Consider the following 15,851-nt stretch of genomic DNA (forward strand, 5'->3'; position numbering starts at 1 on the left):
ACCGTCGGGCGTATGGGGGAATGGCGCAAGGCGTGGTGGACGATCTGCGCGGTGGCGGCGCTCGCGGGGCTCGTCGCCCTCGCGCTCGCCGCCGGTACGCCGCAGGACGGGAACCGCGGTCCGGATCCGACGAAGAAAACGAAGAACCCGAAGCCGTTCACCGTCGCGGTGGTGACCGGGCATGCAGGCGAGGACGATGCCGCGGGGGCCCGTATCGCCCTGGAAGAACTGCGCGCGACCCTGCGGACCGACAAGTCGCCCGGCACTCTGCCGCTCGACTTCGTGACGGTGCCGCCGAAGGACGGCATGACGACCGAAGCGCTGCGCATGCGGTACCCGCGGCTCGTCGCCGTGATCGCGGACGAGCCGTTCAAGGACGACGGCAGGTCCGCCCCGGTCGTGGGCACCTGCTACGCGGAGGATTCGATCTCCGTCGGATTCACCACGACCGTGGCCCCCGAAGTGGCCGAGGTCGGCTGGCAGTTGAGGACGTACCTCGCCCACAAGGAGGACACGCGGCGGCTCGTCATCTTCGGGACCTACGGCACCGACGCCGAGCTCGCCGAGGAGCTCGGGGAGCGCGGTTCCGATGCCGGATGGAATGCGCCGGCCGGATCCGTCATGGTCACCAAGCAGCCCGGCCGGCTCTCCACCCGTGCGCTGCGTACGACACTCCGCGAGGGCGACGCCGTCCTGATCCTGGGCCCGGGCTCCTCGCTCGCCGCCGACCTGCGCGCCCTCGGCCGCACCGGCTACCGCGGTCCCGTGCTGACTGCGACCGACGTCGAGAGCCTCTGCGGACAGCCCGTTCCGGAGCGCCCCGGCCGGGTGCCCGACGGCATCACGCTCTACCGCGTCGACACGTCCGCCCCCGGCGGCGTCCGCGCGAAGGACTGCGTGAAGGGGAACACCGAGCGCTGCCCCTGGCTCGCGAAGCTCCCCGACCGGCCGGGCGCCCTGGAGGAGTACGAGGCGGCCCAGATGATCGTCCGGATGTACCTGACGGTCCGGCACCACGGCAAGGGCGAAGTGCCCGAGGCCCCCGCCACGCTGGCCGACGCGCTGGCCGAGGGCATCGGCGAGCAGATCGTCCGCAGCCTCGGCGGCTGGTTCGACCCGAGTGGCGAGCCCGAGGGCCATGTGTTCGGTCTCGGCCACGACATCTGGCTGCACCGCTGGACGGACGCGAAGGGCGGCCGCTGGGACCGCCTCGGCCCGCTGTCGGCGCTCTACTGGTAGCGCCCGCCCCCTGGCCCCTGGCCTCCTGGCCCCCTGGCCTCCCGGAACCTACAGAGTCTCCAGGAACCCCATCGCCGTCTTCCACGTCGCCTCGGCCGCCTCGGAATCGTGGTCCGGCAGGTCCGGGTCGGTGTACAGATGCCCGGCGCCGCGGTAGCGGAAGACCTCGACATCGGCGCCGGCCCGCTGCATCCGCAGGTACCAGGCCGTCAGCCAGTCGTCCGGCTCGAAGGGGTCCGGCTCGGCGACATGCAGCTGTACGGGGAGGTCGTCGACGGACGCGTCGTCGGCGAGGTCCGACGTGCCGTGCAGGAGCAGCAGTCCGCGGGCCTTCTCGTCGGCGAGCGCCACGTTCTGCGCGAGGGCAGCGCCCAGCGAGAAGCCCGCGTACACGAGCCCGCTCTCGGAGTACGGGGCCGCGGCGGCGACCGCGCGGCGCAGCAGCTCGTCCGTGCCGATCTCGTCCTTGATCTCCCGGGCCTCCTCGACGGTCTCCGCGGTCCGGCCCTCGTACAGATCGGGCACGTGCACCTCGTGCCCCGCGGCCCGCAGCCGCTCGGCGGCGCTGTGCACGGCGGGCCGCAGGCCGTAGACCGAATGGAAAAGCATGATGTTCATGCGGCCATCGTGCCACCTACTCTCGGACGTATGGAGAACGTGCTGCGTCCGGTGATCGTGATCGTGGCCGCGGTCCTCATCACGCTGGCCGTCGGCTGGCTGGTGGACCGCTTTCTGCGCCGGGCCGACGCCCGCCGCACGGATACCCCGTTGTGGGGGCTGCTCAGGCGCTGCCGCCTGGCGCTCCAATGCGTGCTGCTCACGGCCCTGTTGCGCGGGTCGTACGAGCAGGCCGAGGTGTTCGAGGACCACTCGGCGGGGATCGGCCAGTTCCTCACCTTGGTGCTGATCGGTTCGTGCGCCTGGCTCGTGGTGCGGATCGCGGCGGCCGTGGTCGAGGCGAGCTATGTGCGCTACGCCGCCCGCCACCCCGATCCGGCCCGGGTCCGCCGGGTGCGGACCCAGGTGACGCTGATCCAGCGGGTGGTGACCGCGATCGTGGGCACGGTGGCGGTGGCCGCGATGCTGCTCACGTTCCCGGCGATGCGTACGGTCGGCACGTCGATGCTCGCCTCGGCGGGCGTCCTCGGCATCGTGGCGGGCATCGCCGCCCAGTCCACGCTCGGCAATCTCTTCGCGGGCCTGCAGATCGCGTTCGGCGACATGGTGCGGCTCGGCGACACGGTGGTGGTGGACGGCGAGTGGGGCACGGTCGACGAGATCACGCTGACCTTCCTGACCGTCCGTACCTGGGACGACCGCCGGATCACCATGCCGGTCTCGTACTTCACCTCGAAGCCCTTCGAGAACTGGTCGCGCGGCGGCGCCCAGATGACCGGCACCGTCTTCTTCCACCTCGACCACACCGCGCCCGTGCACGACATGCGCGAGAAGCTGCACGAGATCCTGCGCGACTGCCCGGCCTGGGACGGCCGCGACTGGGGGCTCGCGGTCACCGACACCACCCCGACCACGATCCAGGTGCGCGCGCTGGCCACGGCGAAGGACGCGGACGACATCTGGACGGTACGGGTCACGGTCCGCGAACAGCTCGTCGGCTGGCTCGCCGACCACCACCCGTACGCCCTGCCCCGTGTAACGACCGCCTTCGCCACCCCACCGGACAGCGGCGGCCCGGACCACTCGGCACCGCAGGGACCGGCACCGCGGACGGGCCGCGGCTGACCTGGCCCCCGGCCCCGGCCCTCACCGCAGACTGCGTACATCCAGATGCCGCAGCACCCGGTCCACGATCTCCGGATCGGCGCCCGGCTCGCTGCGGGCCGCGAGCACCTCGTGGCGGGCGGCCGACATCATCTCGCCGCGGATCGCCCGCAGCCGCTTCATCTTGGCGGTGCGCTTGGCCAGTTGCTCCTTGCGGCTGTCGTCGAGCATGTCGGGGTTGATGCGCATCCCGATGTCGAGGGCCGAGCGCGTCAGCTGCTCCATGGACTCCTCGGACAGCTCCTCGACCGACTCGATCTCCTTGAGCCGCGCCTTCGCCGCCTTGGTGGCCCGCAGCGCCAGCTCCCGCTCGAAGGCGTCCTCGGCCTCGGCGTCCGCCTCGACCCCGAGCTTTCCGACGAGCCAGGGCAGCGTCAGGCCCTGCAGTACGAGCGTGACCATGATGACCCCGAACGCGATGAACACGATCTGGTCGCGGCCCGGGAAGGGCGAGCCGTCGTCCATCGTCAGCGGAACGGCGAGCGCAAGCGCCACCGAGGCCACCCCGCGCATCCCCGACCACCACATGACGACGGTCTCGCGCCAGCTGACCGGGATCTCCTCGTCGTAGTCCCGCCGGTCGTGCAGCTTCTTCGCCAGCCAGGTCGCCGGGAGCAGCCACACCAGGCGGACGAGGATGACGACCCCGACCACGGCGGCGGCCCAGCCGCTCCACTGCACCCACTTCCCGGAGGCGGCGCTGATCGCGTTGTGCAGTTCGAGCCCGATCAGGCCGAAGGCGATCCCGGTGACGAGCGTGTCGACGATCTCCCAGAAGCTCCGGTTGACCAGCCGCCCCATCACGTCGTCGGCGTCGGCGGCGTGCTCGGCGAGGAACAGTGCGGTCACCAGGACGGCGAGCACCCCGGAGCCCATCAGCTCCTCGGCGGCGACGTACGACACGAACGGTACGAGGAGGGTGAGCCCGACCTGCAGCGTCGCGTCGTCGAGCAGCCCGATGAGCTTGTTGGTGGCCCAGCCGAGCGCCACACCCACGACGACGGCGACGACCGCCGAGAGCACCAGCTCCAGGACGGCCTGCGGCAGCGAGAACGTTCCGCTGACCGCGGCGGCGATGGCCACGTGGTAGAGCACGATCGCCGTCACGTCGTTGAAGAGCCCCTCGCCTTCGAGGATCGAGACGAGCCGCCGCGGCAGGCCCAGCTGCCCGGCGACGGCGGTGGCCGCCACCGGGTCGGGCGGCGCGACCAGCGCCCCGAGGGCCACGGCCGCCGCGATCGGCAGCCCGGGGACGAGGGCGTGGGCGACGGCCGCCACGGCGATCGTGGTCACGAACACGAGGGCGACCGCGAGCAGCAGGATGGGCCGCACATTGGCGGCGAACTGCCGCCAGGAGGTGCGCTGCACGGAGGCGTAGAGCAGCGGCGGAAGGACCAGCGGAAGGATGTACTCCGGCGGGATCTCCACGTTGGGCACGAAGGGCAGCAGCGCGAGGACGATCCCGGCGAGGGTCATCAGGACGGGCGCCGGCAGCTTCAGGCGCTCCCCCACCGGCACGCTGACCACGGCCCCGAGCAACAAGACGAAGAGCAACGCCAACTGTTCCACGGGGTCAGTCTCGGGCATTTTCAGCCACTGCGGCGTTTGAGCAGATCCGAACGGAGTTCTACAAACCCCGCCGCATCCCCCGGTGCGGCATCCCCGCGTCGTCGAACTCCGGCCCGTACGCCTCGTACCCGAGGCGCTCGTAGAAGCCCAGCGCATGCGTCTGCGCGTGCAGATCGACCGCGCCGAGCCCTCGCGCGACGGCGCATTCCTCGATGGCCCGCACGAGCGCGACCCCGACCCCGAGCCCGCGCGCCGCCTTCACGACGGCGAGGCGGCCCAGCGAGCCCACCGCGGCGTCACCGGTCTTCGCGAACCCGGCGTCCCCCGTCAGCAGCCGCCCGGTCCCGAGCGGCAGCCCGTCCTCGGTGCGCACCGCGAGCACGTGCACGGCCCCGGCGTCGTACGCGTCGTACTCGATGTCCTCGGGCACGCCCTGCTCGCCGACGAACACGTCCTTGCGGACGGCGAAGCAGGCCGCGCGGTCCTCGTCGCTCACGGCCTCCCGGACCACGAATGCGGGCCCGTCGTCGCTCACCGGTACGTCTCCGCGGCGATCAGGTCCAGGGCCTTCTGCAGATCCGCCGGGTACTCGCTCTCGAACTCGACCCACCGTCCGTCCGCCGGGTGCTCGAAGCCGAGCTTCACCGCGTGCAGCCACTGCCGCGTGAGCCCGAGGCGCTTGGCCAGCGTCGGATCGGCGCCGTAGGTCAGGTCGCCGACGCAGGGGTGTCGATGAGCCGACATGTGGACGCGGATCTGGTGCGTGCGGCCCGTCTCCAGCTTCACATCGAGCAGCGACGCCGAGCGGTACGCCTCGATCAGGTCGTAGTGCGTGACGGAGGGCTTCCCGTCGGCCGTCACGGCCCACTTGTAGTCGTGCTGCGGGTGGCGCCCGATGGGGGCGTCGATCGTGCCGCTCAGCGGATCCGGGTGCCCCTGCACCAGCGTGTGGTACCGCTTCTCCGGCACCCGCTCCTTGAACTGCCGCTTCAGCGAGGTGTACGCGCGCTCCGACTTGGCGACCACCATCAGGCCCGACGTACCGACGTCGAGCCGGTGCACCACGCCCTGCCGCTCGGCCGCACCGGACGTGGAGATCCGGTATCCGGCGGCGGCGAGACCGCCGATCACGGTGGTCCCGGTCCAGCCCGGCGACGGGTGCGCGGCCACGCCGACCGGCTTCACGATCACGACGATGTCGTCGTCGTCGTACGCGATCTCCATGCCCTCGACGGGCTCGGCCACGATCTGCACGGGCGCGGGCGCCTGCGGCATCTCGACCTCGAGCCACGCACCGCCGTGCACCCGCTCGGACTTCCCGACGACAGCCCCGTCGACCTGCACCTTTCCGGCAGCGGCCAGCTCGGCCGCCTTCGTACGGGAGAAGCCGAACATGCGCGAGATGGCGGCGTCGACACGCTCGCCCTCCAGGCCGTCGGGTACGGGCAGACTGCGGATCTCGGGGTGTGTGCTCACCCCGAAATTATGACCGACGGGTCAGGTGCCCGTGGACGCGCTCAGTCCTTGTGGACGGTGCCGTCCGGGTCGAGGCCCTTGAAGGACAGGATCACGATCAGGATGCCGCCGCACACGATCGCCGAATCCGCCAGGTTGAACACCGCGAAGTTCTTGGGCGCGATGAAGTCCACCACATGCCCCTCGAAGACGCCGGGCGCACGGAACAGGCGGTCCGTGAGGTTGCCGAGCGCACCGCCGAGCAGCAGCCCGAGCGCGATGGCCCAGGGCAGGCTGTAGAGCTTGCGGGCGAGGCGGACGATCACCACGATGACGGCGGCGGCGATGAAGGTGAAGACGATGGTGAAGGCCTGACCCATGCCGAAGGCCGCCCCCGCGTTGCGGATCGCCTCGAAGCGCAGCCAGTCGCCGATGATCTCGATCGGCTCGTGGTGCTCCAGCTTCGCGACCACGATCATCTTGCTGATCAGGTCGAGCGCGTAGGCGAGCACGGCCACGGCGAAGAGCGCGACGATCCTGCGCCGCCCCTTGGGAGCCTCGTCCCCGGCCTCGTCCGCCCCGGCCTTCGCCTCGTCGTCGGCGCCGGCCTCCTGGACTCCCTCGGACCGCGGGTCCTGCTCCGGCTCCGCGCCCTCAACATCCGGCGTTCCGATGATGCTCTCCGCCTCTGCCACGTGAGTCCCTCAACCTAGATGCCTGACTGAGCACGAGGGTACGGCACATGCGTACGGGCTCCGAGCCCCGGAGCCCGGTTCCTCCGGGCAGGCAATGCCTCCGTACAGGCCGTCAGTACCGCCGTTCCTGCTTCTGCTTGCACTCGACGCACAGCGTCGCCCGCGGGAAGGCCTGGACGCGTGCCTTGCCGATCGGATTCCCGCAGTTCTCGCAGAGCCCGTAGGTCCCCGCGTCGAGCCGGACCAGGGCCCGCTCGCTCTGCTCCAGCATCTCGCGCGCGTTGTTCGCCAGCGCCATCTCGTGCTCGCGCGTGATGTTCTTCGTGCCCGTGTCGGCCTGGTCGTCGCCCGCGCCGTCGCCCGAGTCCCGCATCAGACCGGCGAGCGCCGCCTCGCCCGCGGCGATCTCCGCCCGCAGCCGCTCGACCTCCGTCTGCAGCTCGGTACGGACCTCGGCGATCTCCTCCTCGGTCCACGGGTCCTCGCCGGGACGGACCGCGAGCTCGCCGGGCGCGGCCGGCACGGTACGCGCCTTGGGCACCGCGCCCCCGCCCTTGGCCGACGCGGCCGTCTCCACCGTCTTCACAGCCTTCTTCGCACCCACCGACTTGGCTCCCGTCTGCTTAGCGGCCTGTTCGCTGCTGTCCGGCTTGCTCTGCGCCTTGCCTTCGGGCCTGCTCCCCGCCCCGTCCGCCGCCGCCTTCTTGGCCGGCGCCTTCTTGGCGGTGGTCTTCTTGGCCGCGGTCTTCTTTGCGGCGACCTTCTTGGCTGCGGTCTTCGTGGCGGCGGTCTTCTTGGCGGCCGGTGCCTTCTTCGCCGCGGCCTTCCCCGCCGACTTCGACGGCTCCTTCGACGGCTCCTTCGTAGCGGCCTTCGTGGCGGCAGCCTTCGTCGCCGTCCTGACCGTCTTCTTCGCGTCCGCCGCGGCCCCGGCCTCCTCGGCCGCCGCGGTCTTCTTGCCCCCCGCTGCCGACTTCACCGCTTTCGCCGTACGGGACGTCGCGGCCGCGGTCGACTTCTTGCCGCTCACATCCTTGGCCGCGGCTGCGGATCTGCCCGTCGCCGAGTGCTGTACGGCGGTCTTTTTCGCCACCATGGCCGCGGCCCCTTCACATATTGTGATCTTGCTCGCGCAATCGTGCTGGGACGATAAATCGACTCCAGGCCCGCGGCAACGGGGCACGCCACCCGATCCGCCCGCCCCGAGCCACCCACGCGACGGGTCTGCATCCGTTGTGCCCAGCTCCCCGCCCGGTAATCCGCGACCGGACCCCCGCCACACCCGGGGCGGCCTCCGTATGGCCATTCGGGTCACGCCGCTCTCCCGCGGCCACCCCCGCGCAGCCCTCTTCCTGCCTCTCCCGAAGCCGTCCCACGGACATAGAATGTGACATAAGAGAAGAAGGTGCATCACCATGCGTAAAGTGGTCGACTGCCGTGACACGCCCAGCGAGATGAACTGCACGCTCACCATCTCCGGCGAGGAGGAAGAGGTCGTGCGCGCCGCCGCCGAGCACGCCGTCTCCGTCCACAGCCACACCGACAGCCCGGAACTGCGGGAGATGATCCGCAGCGGGCTCAAGGACGAGATCCCCCAGCACGCCTGACCCCGCCCGCCCCCGTCCCCACCCTCCCCGCGCCGCAAAACCGGTCGGCCGGCCCCACCCGGGCGCCGTACACTGGGCACAGCGAAAAGGCATGGATGGGGACGAGTAGCGTCCGTACGCAGCCCAGAGCGACCCGGGGACGGTGTGAGCCCGGGGGCGAGCGCGAGCGTGAAGATCACCCCGGAGCCGCCGGAAGAAAGCCGCCGCTCGACCGAGGCGGCCGTAGACCCGGCATCGCGACCCCAATGAGGGGGCTCACCGGCAGCCGCCGGAGAGCCAAGGAGGGTGGTACCGCGGGAGCCCTGCGCACGACGCAGCGGGCACTCGTCCCTCCGACGGAAGGCATGACATCCGCCGGAGGACGACAGATGACGCAGTACCAGCAGGTACCCGCCCAGGTCGACCTGCCCGCCCTCGAGCACGCGGTGCTCGACTTCTGGCGCGAGCAGAAGATCTTCGCGAAGAGCCTCGAGCAGTCCGAGGGGCGCCCCGAGTGGGTGTTCTACGAGGGCCCGCCCACCGCCAACGGCATGCCGGGCGCCCACCACATCGAGGCCCGCGTCTTCAAGGACGTCTTCCCGCGCTTTCGCACCATGCGCGGCTACCACGTGGCCCGGAAGGCCGGCTGGGACTGCCACGGCCTCCCGGTCGAGCTCGCCGTCGAGAAGGAGCTCGGCTTCTCCGGCAAGAAGGACATCGAGAACTACGGCATCGCGGCGTTCAACGACAGGTGCCGCGAGTCCGTGACCCGGCACACCGACGCCTTCGCCGAGCTCACGAACCGTATGGGCTACTGGGTCGACCTCGACGACGCCTACCGCACGATGGACCCCGAGTACATCGAGTCCGTGTGGTGGTCCCTGAAGGAGATCTTCGACAAGGACCTGCTCGTCCAGGACCACCGCGTGGCGCCATGGTGCCCCCGCTGCGGCACGGGCCTGTCCGACCACGAGCTCGCGCAGGGCTATGAGACGGTCGTCGACCCGTCGGTCTTCGTCCGTTTCCCCCTCACCTCCGGACCTCTGGCGGGCGAAGCCGCACTCCTGGTCTGGACGACGACGCCGTGGACTCTCGTGTCCAACACCGCCGTCGCCGCCCACCCCGACGTCACCTACGTGGTCGCGACCAACGGCACCGAGCAGCTCGTGGTCGCCGAGCCGCTGCTCGAGAAGGCCCTGGGCGAGGGCTGGGAGGCCACCGGCCGGACCTTCACGGGCGCCGAAATGGAGCGCTGGAACTACCAACGTCCGTTCGAGCTGGTTGAGTTCCCGGCTCCGGCCCACTTCGTCGTCAACGCCGAGTACGTGACGACCGAGGACGGTACGGGTCTGGTCCACCAGTCCCCCGCGTTCGGCGCCGACGACCTCCTGGTCTGCAAGGCGTACGACCTCCCCGTCGTGAACCCCGTCCTGCCCGACGGCACCTTCTCCCCCGAAGTCCCCATGGTCGGCGGCGTCTTCTTCAAGAAGGCCGACGAAAAGCTCACCGCGGACCTCGACGAGCGCGGCCTGCTCTTCCGGCACATCCCGTACGAGCACAGCTACCCGCACTGCTGGCGCTGCCACACGGCGCTGCTCTACTACGCGCAGCCGTCCTGGTACATCCGCACCACCGCGGTCAAGGACCGTCTCCTCGAAGAGAACGAGAAGACCAACTGGTACCCGGACTCGATCAAGCACGGCCGCTTCGGCGACTGGCTGAACAACAACATCGACTGGGCGCTCTCCCGCAACCGCTACTGGGGCACCCCGCTGCCGATCTGGCGCTGCGAGGAGAACCACCTCACGTGCGTCGGCTCCCGCGCCGAGCTCTCCGAGCTGACGGGCACCGACCAGTCGGCCCTCGACCCGCACCGCCCGTACATCGACGACGTGACGTTCACCTGCACCCACGAGGGCTGTGAACTCACCGCCGTCCGCGTGCCGGAGGTCATCGACGCCTGGTACGACTCGGGTTCGATGCCGTTCGCGCAGTGGGGCTACCCGTACAAGAACAAGGAGCTCTTCGAGTCGCGCTACCCGGCGCAGTTCATCTCGGAGGCCATCGACCAGACCCGCGGCTGGTTCTACACGCTGATGGCGGTCGGCACGCTCGTCTTCGACAAGTCGTCGTACGAGAACGTGGTCTGTCTCGGCCACATCCTCGCCGAGGACGGCCGCAAGATGTCCAAGCACCTGGGCAACATCCTGCAGCCGATCCCGCTGATGGACCAGCACGGCGCCGACGCGGTGCGCTGGTTCATGGCGGCCGGCGGCTCCCCGTGGGCCGCGCGCCGCGTGGGCCACGGCACGATCCAGGAGGTCGTCCGCAAGACCCTCCTCACGTACTGGAACACGGTCGCCTTCCAGGCCCTGTACGCCCGGACGTCGAAGTGGGCCCCCTCGGACGCCGACCCGGTCGCCGCCGAACGCCCGCTCCTGGACCGCTGGTTGCTCTCGGAGCTGAACCAGCTCGTGGACGACACCACCGAGGCGCTGGAGGCCTACGACACCCAGCGCGCCGGAAAGCTGCTCTCGGCGTTCGTCGACGACCTCTCCAACTGGTACGTACGCCGCTCCCGTCGCCGCTTCTGGCAGGGCGACAAGGCGGCGCTGCGCACCCTGCACGAGGTCGTCGAGACGGTCACGCGCCTGATGGCCCCGCTGACCCCGTTCATCACCGAGCGGGTGTGGCAGGACCTGGTGGTCCCCGTGACGCCGGGCGCCCCGGAGTCCGTCCACCTGTCCACCTGGCCGGAGGCGGACAAGTCCCTTGTGGACCCGTCCCTTTCGCAGCAGATGGCGCTGGCCCGCCGCCTCGTCGAGCTCGGCCGCGCGACCCGCGCCGAGTCCGGTGTGAAGACCCGTCAGCCGCTGTCGCGCGCGCTGATCGCGGCGGTCGGCTTCGAGCAGCTCGGCGAGGAACTGCGCGCGCAGATCACCGAGGAGCTCAACGTCGCCTCGCTGGCCTCCCTGAGCGAGGTCGGCGGTTCGCTGGTCGACACGACGGCGAAGGCCAACTTCCGTGCGCTCGGCAAGCGTTTCGGCAAGGGCGTCCAGGACGTGGCGAAGGCGGTCGCGAATGCTGACGCCGCCGCGCTGTCTCTGGCCCTGCGCGAAGGCACGGCCACGGTCGAGGTGAACGGCGAGACCGTGACCCTGACCCCCGACGAGGTCTTCATCACCGAGACCCCGCGCGAGGGCTGGTCCGTCGCCTCCGAGGCCGGCGCGACCGTCGCGCTCGACCTGGAGATCAGCGAGGAGCTGCGCCGCGCGGGCCTGGCCCGCGACGCGATCCGCCTGATCCAGGAGGCCCGCAAGAACAGCGGCTTCGACGTGGCCGACCGGATCGCGGTCCGCTGGACGTCCACGGACCCCGCCCTGACCGAGGCGCTCACCGAGCACGCCGGTCTGATCGCGGACGAGGTCCTGGCGGTGGACTACGCACAGGGCGAGGCGGACGACGCGTACGGCGACCCGTTCACGGACGAGGTCCTCGGCCTGACGTTCCGGCTGCGCAAGACCGAGGCGTAAGCAGAGGGGGTTGTACGGTCCCGGCACCACCCGGGCCGTACAACCCACCTCACCCCGGCAACCCGAAGGCCCGGCCCCACCCGATCCCGTGGATCGGGCGGAGCCGGGCCTTCGGCGATCCGTACCGCCGTACAACTGGACACCGCCAGGCATACAAAAGGGCCGGGCCCCGGGATCAGATCCCGGGGCCCGGCCCTACAAGCCGCCGACGGCTACACGCGCAATCAGCGCGTACGGCCCGTCAGTTGTCGTCCTCGTCGATGAGGAACCCGCGCATCGGCGAGGGCGCCTGCTGCATCGGCTGCGGCGCCTGCGGCCGCACCGGCGCCATCGGCTGGGTCATCGCGGGCGACATCTGCTGCTGGCCGCCGTACGACGGGGCACCCGCCATGGACTGCTGGCCGCCCATCGACTGCTGACCGCCCATGGTGTGGCCGCCCATGGAGGGCGCACCGGCACCGGCCGAGGCCATCGAGGGGGACGGCGGCAGCGACGCGGTCGCGGGGGTACGCGGCGGGGCGAGCGAGTCGTCCGCCTGCGTCTCCAGCTGGCGCAGCTGCGACTCCAGGTAGGACTTCAGACGCGTGCGGTACTCGCGCTCGAAGCCACGCAGGTCCTCGACCTTGCGCTCGAGGGTGGCGCGGGCGGACTCCAGGGAGCCCATCGCGACGCGGTGCTTCTCCTGCGCGTCCCGCTCCAGGGCGTCGGCCTTGGCACGGGCGTCACGCTCGAGACCCTCGGCACGGCTGCGCGCCTCGCCGACGATCTTGTTGGCCTCGGAGCGGGCCTCGGCGATCGCCTGGTCGGCGGTCTGCTGGGCCAGCGAGAGGACACGGGCGGCGCTGTCGCCACCGGGACCCTGACCGGGCTGCGGCATCTGCGGGCCGTGGTTGCCCATGGGGCCACCCATCGGACCGCCCATGGGGCCGCCCTGCATCGGGCCGGGACCCTGGGGACCACCCTGCATCGGACCGGGGCCCTGCGGGCCGTGGCCGCTCGGGCCGGCCGGAAGCTGCGGAGCACCGCTGGGCAGCTGCGGCGGGCCTCCCATGGGGCCGCCCATCTGCTGCGGCGGACCCGATATGCCGGCGGGCACGGGGGCGCCGGGACCGCCCGGACCGCGCTGGTCCTGCGGCTCCGGGGGCTTGCGCATGCCCTGCTGCTGGTTCTGCGCGGCGGCACGCGTCGCGGCGGCCAGCTTGGCGCGCAGGTCCTCGTTCTCGCGGAGAAGTCGGGTCAGTTCGGACTCGACCTCGTCGAGGAAGGCATCGACCTCGTCCTCGTCATAGCCTTCTCGGAGGCGGACGGTCGTGAACTGCTTGTTCCGCACGTCCTCGGGGGTCAACGGCATCTCTTCACCTCAACGTAGTCGTCGGCATTCGGCAAGACCGTAGCGTTCACATCGCCGCCCACTTGCCCACCAGGGTCTGCAGCAGGTAGACGATGATCATCAGCACGAAGAAGGACAGGTCGAGTGCCACGCCCCCGAGACGCAACGGCGGGATGAACCGCCGAAGAAGCTTGAGTGGTGGATCGGTGACAGTGTAGGTGGCCTCCAGAACGACCACCATCGCCTTGCCGGGTTGCCATGAGCGGGCGAACTGGAAGACGTAGTCCATGACCAACCGGAAGATCAGTACGACGAGAAACAGCGACAACGCGACGTAGAGCACAGTCCACACAACGCTCATGATCTCGCGCTTCCCTCTCCCCAGGTTCCCGTACAGCTCGTCGTTCCGGTTGCTACTTCGTTTTCAGCTCTGGTTGAAGAACCCGCCCTCTGCGATGCGGGCCTTGTCCTCCGCCGTGACATCGACGTTAGCAGGCGACAACAGGAACACTTTCTGTGTCACCCGCTCAATGCTGCCGTGCAGTCCGAAGACCAGACCAGCTGCAAAGTCCACCAGACGCTTCGCGTCCGTGTCATCCATCTCGGTCAGATTCATGATCACCGGAGTGCCCTCACGGAAGTGTTCCCCGATGGTACGGGCCTCGTTGTAGGTCCGCGGGTGCAACGTCGTGATGCGGTACGGCTCCCGCTCGGAGACAACCTTGGGCATGATCACCGGTGCGTTCTTCTCCATGCTCTGACGTTCAGGTGTGATGGATGCCACGGGGGCAATACGAGCGGGACGCCCGATTTCAGCCGATAGCGCACTCGATCCGCCCGCTGGAACGGGAACGGACGGTGAGATAGGTGCCCGCGGTGCGGGGGTCTGTACCTTTCGCTCCGGTTCGTCCCGGTGCAGTTCGCGCGACGGTTCATGCCGCCTGCGGTCGCGCTCCGGCTCGGGCTCCAGCTCGGGTTCGAACTCGTCGTCGGGGTCGAAGCCCCGGCCGTCGTAACCGTCGTCCTCCACGAGGCCGAGGTAGACCGCCATCTTGCGCATCGCGCCGGCCATGCTCTGAGTCCTCCGCTCTGAGGTGGATCCGCCGGCGCCGCCAAGTGCCCACGGTCCACTGGATATCCTCGCTGATCTGCGAGAATGACCATATTTTGTGCTGTGGTCCGACTTCTTGGCGACGTTACCCGAGCCGGGGTCGGACTCCGAGTACCGCGGTGCCGACGCGTACATGTGTCGCCCCTGCCGCCACGGCCTGTTCGAGGTCCGCACTCATCCCTGCCGAGACCATGTTCGCAGCCGGATGGGCGCGGCGCAGGTCAGTCGACAAATCCATCAGCCGCTTGAACGCCTTGAGTTGCTCACCGGCGAACGGTCCTTCGAGTGGAGCGACGGTCATCAGACCGTCGATCCGCAATCCGGGAGATTCCGCGACAAGAGCCGCCAACTCCCCGATTCCATCGGGCGCGACGCCTCCCCGCTCGCCCCGCCCGCCGACATCGGCGTCGAGCGCGACCTGGATCAGACAGCCCACTTCGCGCCCGGCGCGTACCGCCGCCGCCGACAGCGAGTGGACCAGCTTCGCCCGGTCCACCGACTGCACGACATCGGCATAACCCACCACGGAACGGACCTTGTTGGTCTGCAGCTGGCCCACGAAGTGCCACTGCAGATCCAGGTCCGCACAGGCCGCCGCCTTGGGGGCCGCGTCCTGGTCCTTGTTCTCCGCCACATGACGCACACCGAGTCCGGCGAGAAGCCGGACGTCGCTCGCGGGGAACGTCTTGGTGACCACGACCAGCGTCACCTCGTCGCGGTCCCGCCCGGCAGCGGCGCACGCGGCCGCGATCCGCTGCTCCACGTCCGCGAGATTCGCGGCGAGTTCGGCCCTGCGGTCCGTTGAGTCCGTCATGTCGTATCAGTCCAGCCAGATGTAACTTGCGAGCCGCCCCGTGGTGCGGTCGCGGCGGTACGAGTAGTGGTCGGCGGATTCCCGCGTGCACACGTCGGAACTCACGAGGTCACGGACCCCGAGCCGCTCCAACTGGGCCCGCACCCCGGCCGTCACGTCGACCGCGGGCGTTCCCCAGCTGGTCTCGGCGAAGGCGGCGGGTTCGGCGGCCGCCACGTCCGCCCGCATCCCGTCGGGGACTTCGTAGCAGCGGCCGCAGACCGCGGGCCCGGTGCGGGCGATGATCCGTCCCGGCTCGGCGCCCAGTTCCACCATCGCCTCGACGGTGGCGGGTACCACTCCGGCCAGCATCCCCGGGCGCCCCGCGTGCGCGGCGCCGATGACGCCCGCCTCGGGATCGGCGAGCAGGACGGGGGTGCAGTCGGCGGTGAGGACCGCGAGGGCGGGGCCCCGGCGGCCGGTCACCACCGCATCCACACAAGGAAGGTCCGCGTCCGAGGCCCAGGGGCCTTCGACGACGGCGACGTCCTTGCCGTGGACCTGGTTCATCCACACGACCTCGCCGGGCTCGATACCCAGGGAGTGTGCGGCGAGTTCGCGATTGCGGAGCACGGCCGCGGGGTCGTCGCCGACCGCGCCGCCCAGGTTGAGCTGCTCGTACGGAGCGGCGCTCACCCCGCCCCACCGGTTGGTGAAGGCGAAGTGGGCGCCGCTCACGAGGTCGTGCTGTGTCGCTA

Annotated in this window: 15 protein-coding genes; 4 read left to right on the top strand and 11 right to left on the bottom strand. The window is 70.3% G+C overall.

Annotated features, from left to right (window positions below):
- The first annotated feature begins 12 nt into the window (after positions 1–12).
- A complete protein-coding gene (locus ACIBI4_RS17150) occupies positions 13–1,239 on the top strand; it encodes a hypothetical protein (RefSeq protein WP_399204701.1) in 1,227 nt (408 codons plus the stop codon).
- Between the two features lie 48 nt (positions 1,240–1,287).
- Here ACIBI4_RS17150 and ACIBI4_RS17155 read toward each other — a convergent pair whose 3' ends face one another.
- Positions 1,288–1,857, bottom strand: a complete 570-nt coding sequence (locus tag ACIBI4_RS17155; RefSeq protein ID WP_399204702.1) for a dienelactone hydrolase family protein — start codon at positions 1,855–1,857, stop codon at positions 1,288–1,290.
- A gap of 30 nt (positions 1,858–1,887) precedes the next feature.
- Between ACIBI4_RS17155 and ACIBI4_RS17160 the strand changes: the two genes are divergently transcribed.
- Entirely contained in the window at positions 1,888–2,982 is a 1,095-nt protein-coding gene (locus ACIBI4_RS17160; protein ID WP_399204703.1) for a mechanosensitive ion channel family protein, read from the top strand.
- Between the two features lie 21 nt (positions 2,983–3,003).
- Here ACIBI4_RS17160 and ACIBI4_RS17165 read toward each other — a convergent pair whose 3' ends face one another.
- The 5 genes from ACIBI4_RS17165 to ACIBI4_RS17185 form a co-directional block, all read right to left on the bottom strand.
- Positions 3,004–4,608 (bottom strand): Na+/H+ antiporter, encoded by a 1,605-nt coding sequence (locus ACIBI4_RS17165; protein ID WP_399204704.1) that lies wholly within the window; start codon positions 4,606–4,608, stop codon positions 3,004–3,006.
- A 40-nt stretch (positions 4,609–4,648) separates the two neighbouring features.
- Positions 4,649–5,125, bottom strand: a complete 477-nt coding sequence (locus ACIBI4_RS17170; protein WP_399204705.1) for a GNAT family N-acetyltransferase — start codon at positions 5,123–5,125, stop codon at positions 4,649–4,651.
- Positions 5,122–6,066: an RluA family pseudouridine synthase gene (locus ACIBI4_RS17175; RefSeq protein WP_399204706.1), complete on the bottom strand. Its 945-nt coding sequence runs from the start codon at positions 6,064–6,066 to the stop codon at positions 5,122–5,124. The genes ACIBI4_RS17170 and ACIBI4_RS17175 overlap by 4 nt, the downstream gene beginning before the upstream one ends.
- A 41-nt stretch (positions 6,067–6,107) precedes the next feature.
- On the bottom strand, positions 6,108–6,740 hold the full coding sequence (gene lspA / locus ACIBI4_RS17180; RefSeq protein ID WP_399204707.1) for a signal peptidase II: 633 nt from the start codon (positions 6,738–6,740) through the stop codon (positions 6,108–6,110).
- A 112-nt stretch (positions 6,741–6,852) separates the two neighbouring features.
- On the bottom strand, positions 6,853–7,836 hold the full coding sequence (locus ACIBI4_RS17185) for a TraR/DksA family transcriptional regulator (RefSeq protein WP_399204708.1): 984 nt from the start codon (positions 7,834–7,836) through the stop codon (positions 6,853–6,855).
- Between the two features lie 319 nt (positions 7,837–8,155).
- On the opposite strand from ACIBI4_RS17185, the gene ACIBI4_RS17190 reads away from it, so the two are divergent.
- Positions 8,156–8,347, top strand: coding sequence for a DUF1059 domain-containing protein (locus ACIBI4_RS17190; RefSeq protein WP_399204709.1), 192 nt, complete (start codon positions 8,156–8,158; stop codon positions 8,345–8,347).
- Positions 8,348–8,715: 368 nt separating this feature from the next.
- A complete protein-coding gene (gene ileS, locus ACIBI4_RS17195) occupies positions 8,716–11,859 on the top strand; it encodes an isoleucine--tRNA ligase (protein ID WP_399204710.1) in 3,144 nt (1,047 codons plus the stop codon).
- A 241-nt stretch (positions 11,860–12,100) separates the two neighbouring features.
- Here ileS and ACIBI4_RS17200 read toward each other — a convergent pair whose 3' ends face one another.
- The 5 genes from ACIBI4_RS17200 to pgeF form a co-directional block, all read right to left on the bottom strand.
- Complete coding sequence (locus ACIBI4_RS17200; RefSeq protein ID WP_399204711.1) at positions 12,101–13,210, bottom strand: DivIVA domain-containing protein; 1,110 nt, start codon at positions 13,208–13,210, stop codon at positions 12,101–12,103.
- Positions 13,211–13,256: 46 nt separating this feature from the next.
- The gene (locus ACIBI4_RS17205; RefSeq protein WP_399204712.1) at positions 13,257–13,550 is read right to left on the bottom strand and encodes a YggT family protein; all 294 of its coding nucleotides are present in this window, start codon (positions 13,548–13,550) and stop codon (positions 13,257–13,259) included.
- Positions 13,551–13,613: 63 nt separating this feature from the next.
- On the bottom strand, positions 13,614–14,261 hold the full coding sequence (locus ACIBI4_RS17210; RefSeq protein ID WP_399204713.1) for a cell division protein SepF: 648 nt from the start codon (positions 14,259–14,261) through the stop codon (positions 13,614–13,616).
- 124 nt (positions 14,262–14,385) lie between these two features.
- Positions 14,386–15,114 carry a YggS family pyridoxal phosphate-dependent enzyme gene (locus tag ACIBI4_RS17215; protein WP_399204714.1) on the bottom strand — a complete coding sequence of 243 codons (729 nt, stop codon included), beginning with the start codon at positions 15,112–15,114 and terminating at the stop codon, positions 14,386–14,388.
- 6 nt (positions 15,115–15,120) lie between these two features.
- Positions 15,121–15,831, bottom strand: a complete 711-nt coding sequence (gene pgeF / locus ACIBI4_RS17220) for a peptidoglycan editing factor PgeF (protein ID WP_399204715.1) — start codon at positions 15,829–15,831, stop codon at positions 15,121–15,123.
- Positions 15,832–15,851: the final 20 nt, after the last annotated feature.

This window comes from Streptomyces sp. NPDC050418 (assembly GCF_044458745.1).
Taxonomy (GTDB): Bacteria; Actinomycetota; Actinomycetes; order Streptomycetales; family Streptomycetaceae; genus Streptomyces.

What these genes read in the sequence shown, in the direction of transcription:
- ACIBI4_RS17150 (WP_399204701.1), top strand. Translation starts at nt 13, where the DNA reads ATGGGGGAATGGCGCAAGGCGTGGTGGACGATCTGCGCGGTGGCGGCG.
- ACIBI4_RS17155 (WP_399204702.1), bottom strand. Translation starts at nt 1,857, where the DNA reads ATGAACATCATGCTTTTCCATTCGGTCTACGGCCTGCGGCCCGCCGTG.
- ACIBI4_RS17160 (WP_399204703.1), top strand. Translation starts at nt 1,888, where the DNA reads ATGGAGAACGTGCTGCGTCCGGTGATCGTGATCGTGGCCGCGGTCCTC.
- ACIBI4_RS17165 (WP_399204704.1), bottom strand. Translation starts at nt 4,608, where the DNA reads ATGCCCGAGACTGACCCCGTGGAACAGTTGGCGTTGCTCTTCGTCTTG.
- ACIBI4_RS17185 (WP_399204708.1), bottom strand. Translation starts at nt 7,836, where the DNA reads ATGGTGGCGAAAAAGACCGCCGTACAGCACTCGGCGACGGGCAGATCC.
- ACIBI4_RS17190 (WP_399204709.1), top strand. Translation starts at nt 8,156, where the DNA reads ATGCGTAAAGTGGTCGACTGCCGTGACACGCCCAGCGAGATGAACTGC.
- ileS (WP_399204710.1), top strand. Translation starts at nt 8,716, where the DNA reads ATGACGCAGTACCAGCAGGTACCCGCCCAGGTCGACCTGCCCGCCCTC.
- ACIBI4_RS17200 (WP_399204711.1), bottom strand. Translation starts at nt 13,210, where the DNA reads ATGCCGTTGACCCCCGAGGACGTGCGGAACAAGCAGTTCACGACCGTC.
- ACIBI4_RS17205 (WP_399204712.1), bottom strand. Translation starts at nt 13,550, where the DNA reads ATGAGCGTTGTGTGGACTGTGCTCTACGTCGCGTTGTCGCTGTTTCTC.
- ACIBI4_RS17210 (WP_399204713.1), bottom strand. Translation starts at nt 14,261, where the DNA reads ATGGCCGGCGCGATGCGCAAGATGGCGGTCTACCTCGGCCTCGTGGAG.
- ACIBI4_RS17215 (WP_399204714.1), bottom strand. Translation starts at nt 15,114, where the DNA reads ATGACGGACTCAACGGACCGCAGGGCCGAACTCGCCGCGAATCTCGCG.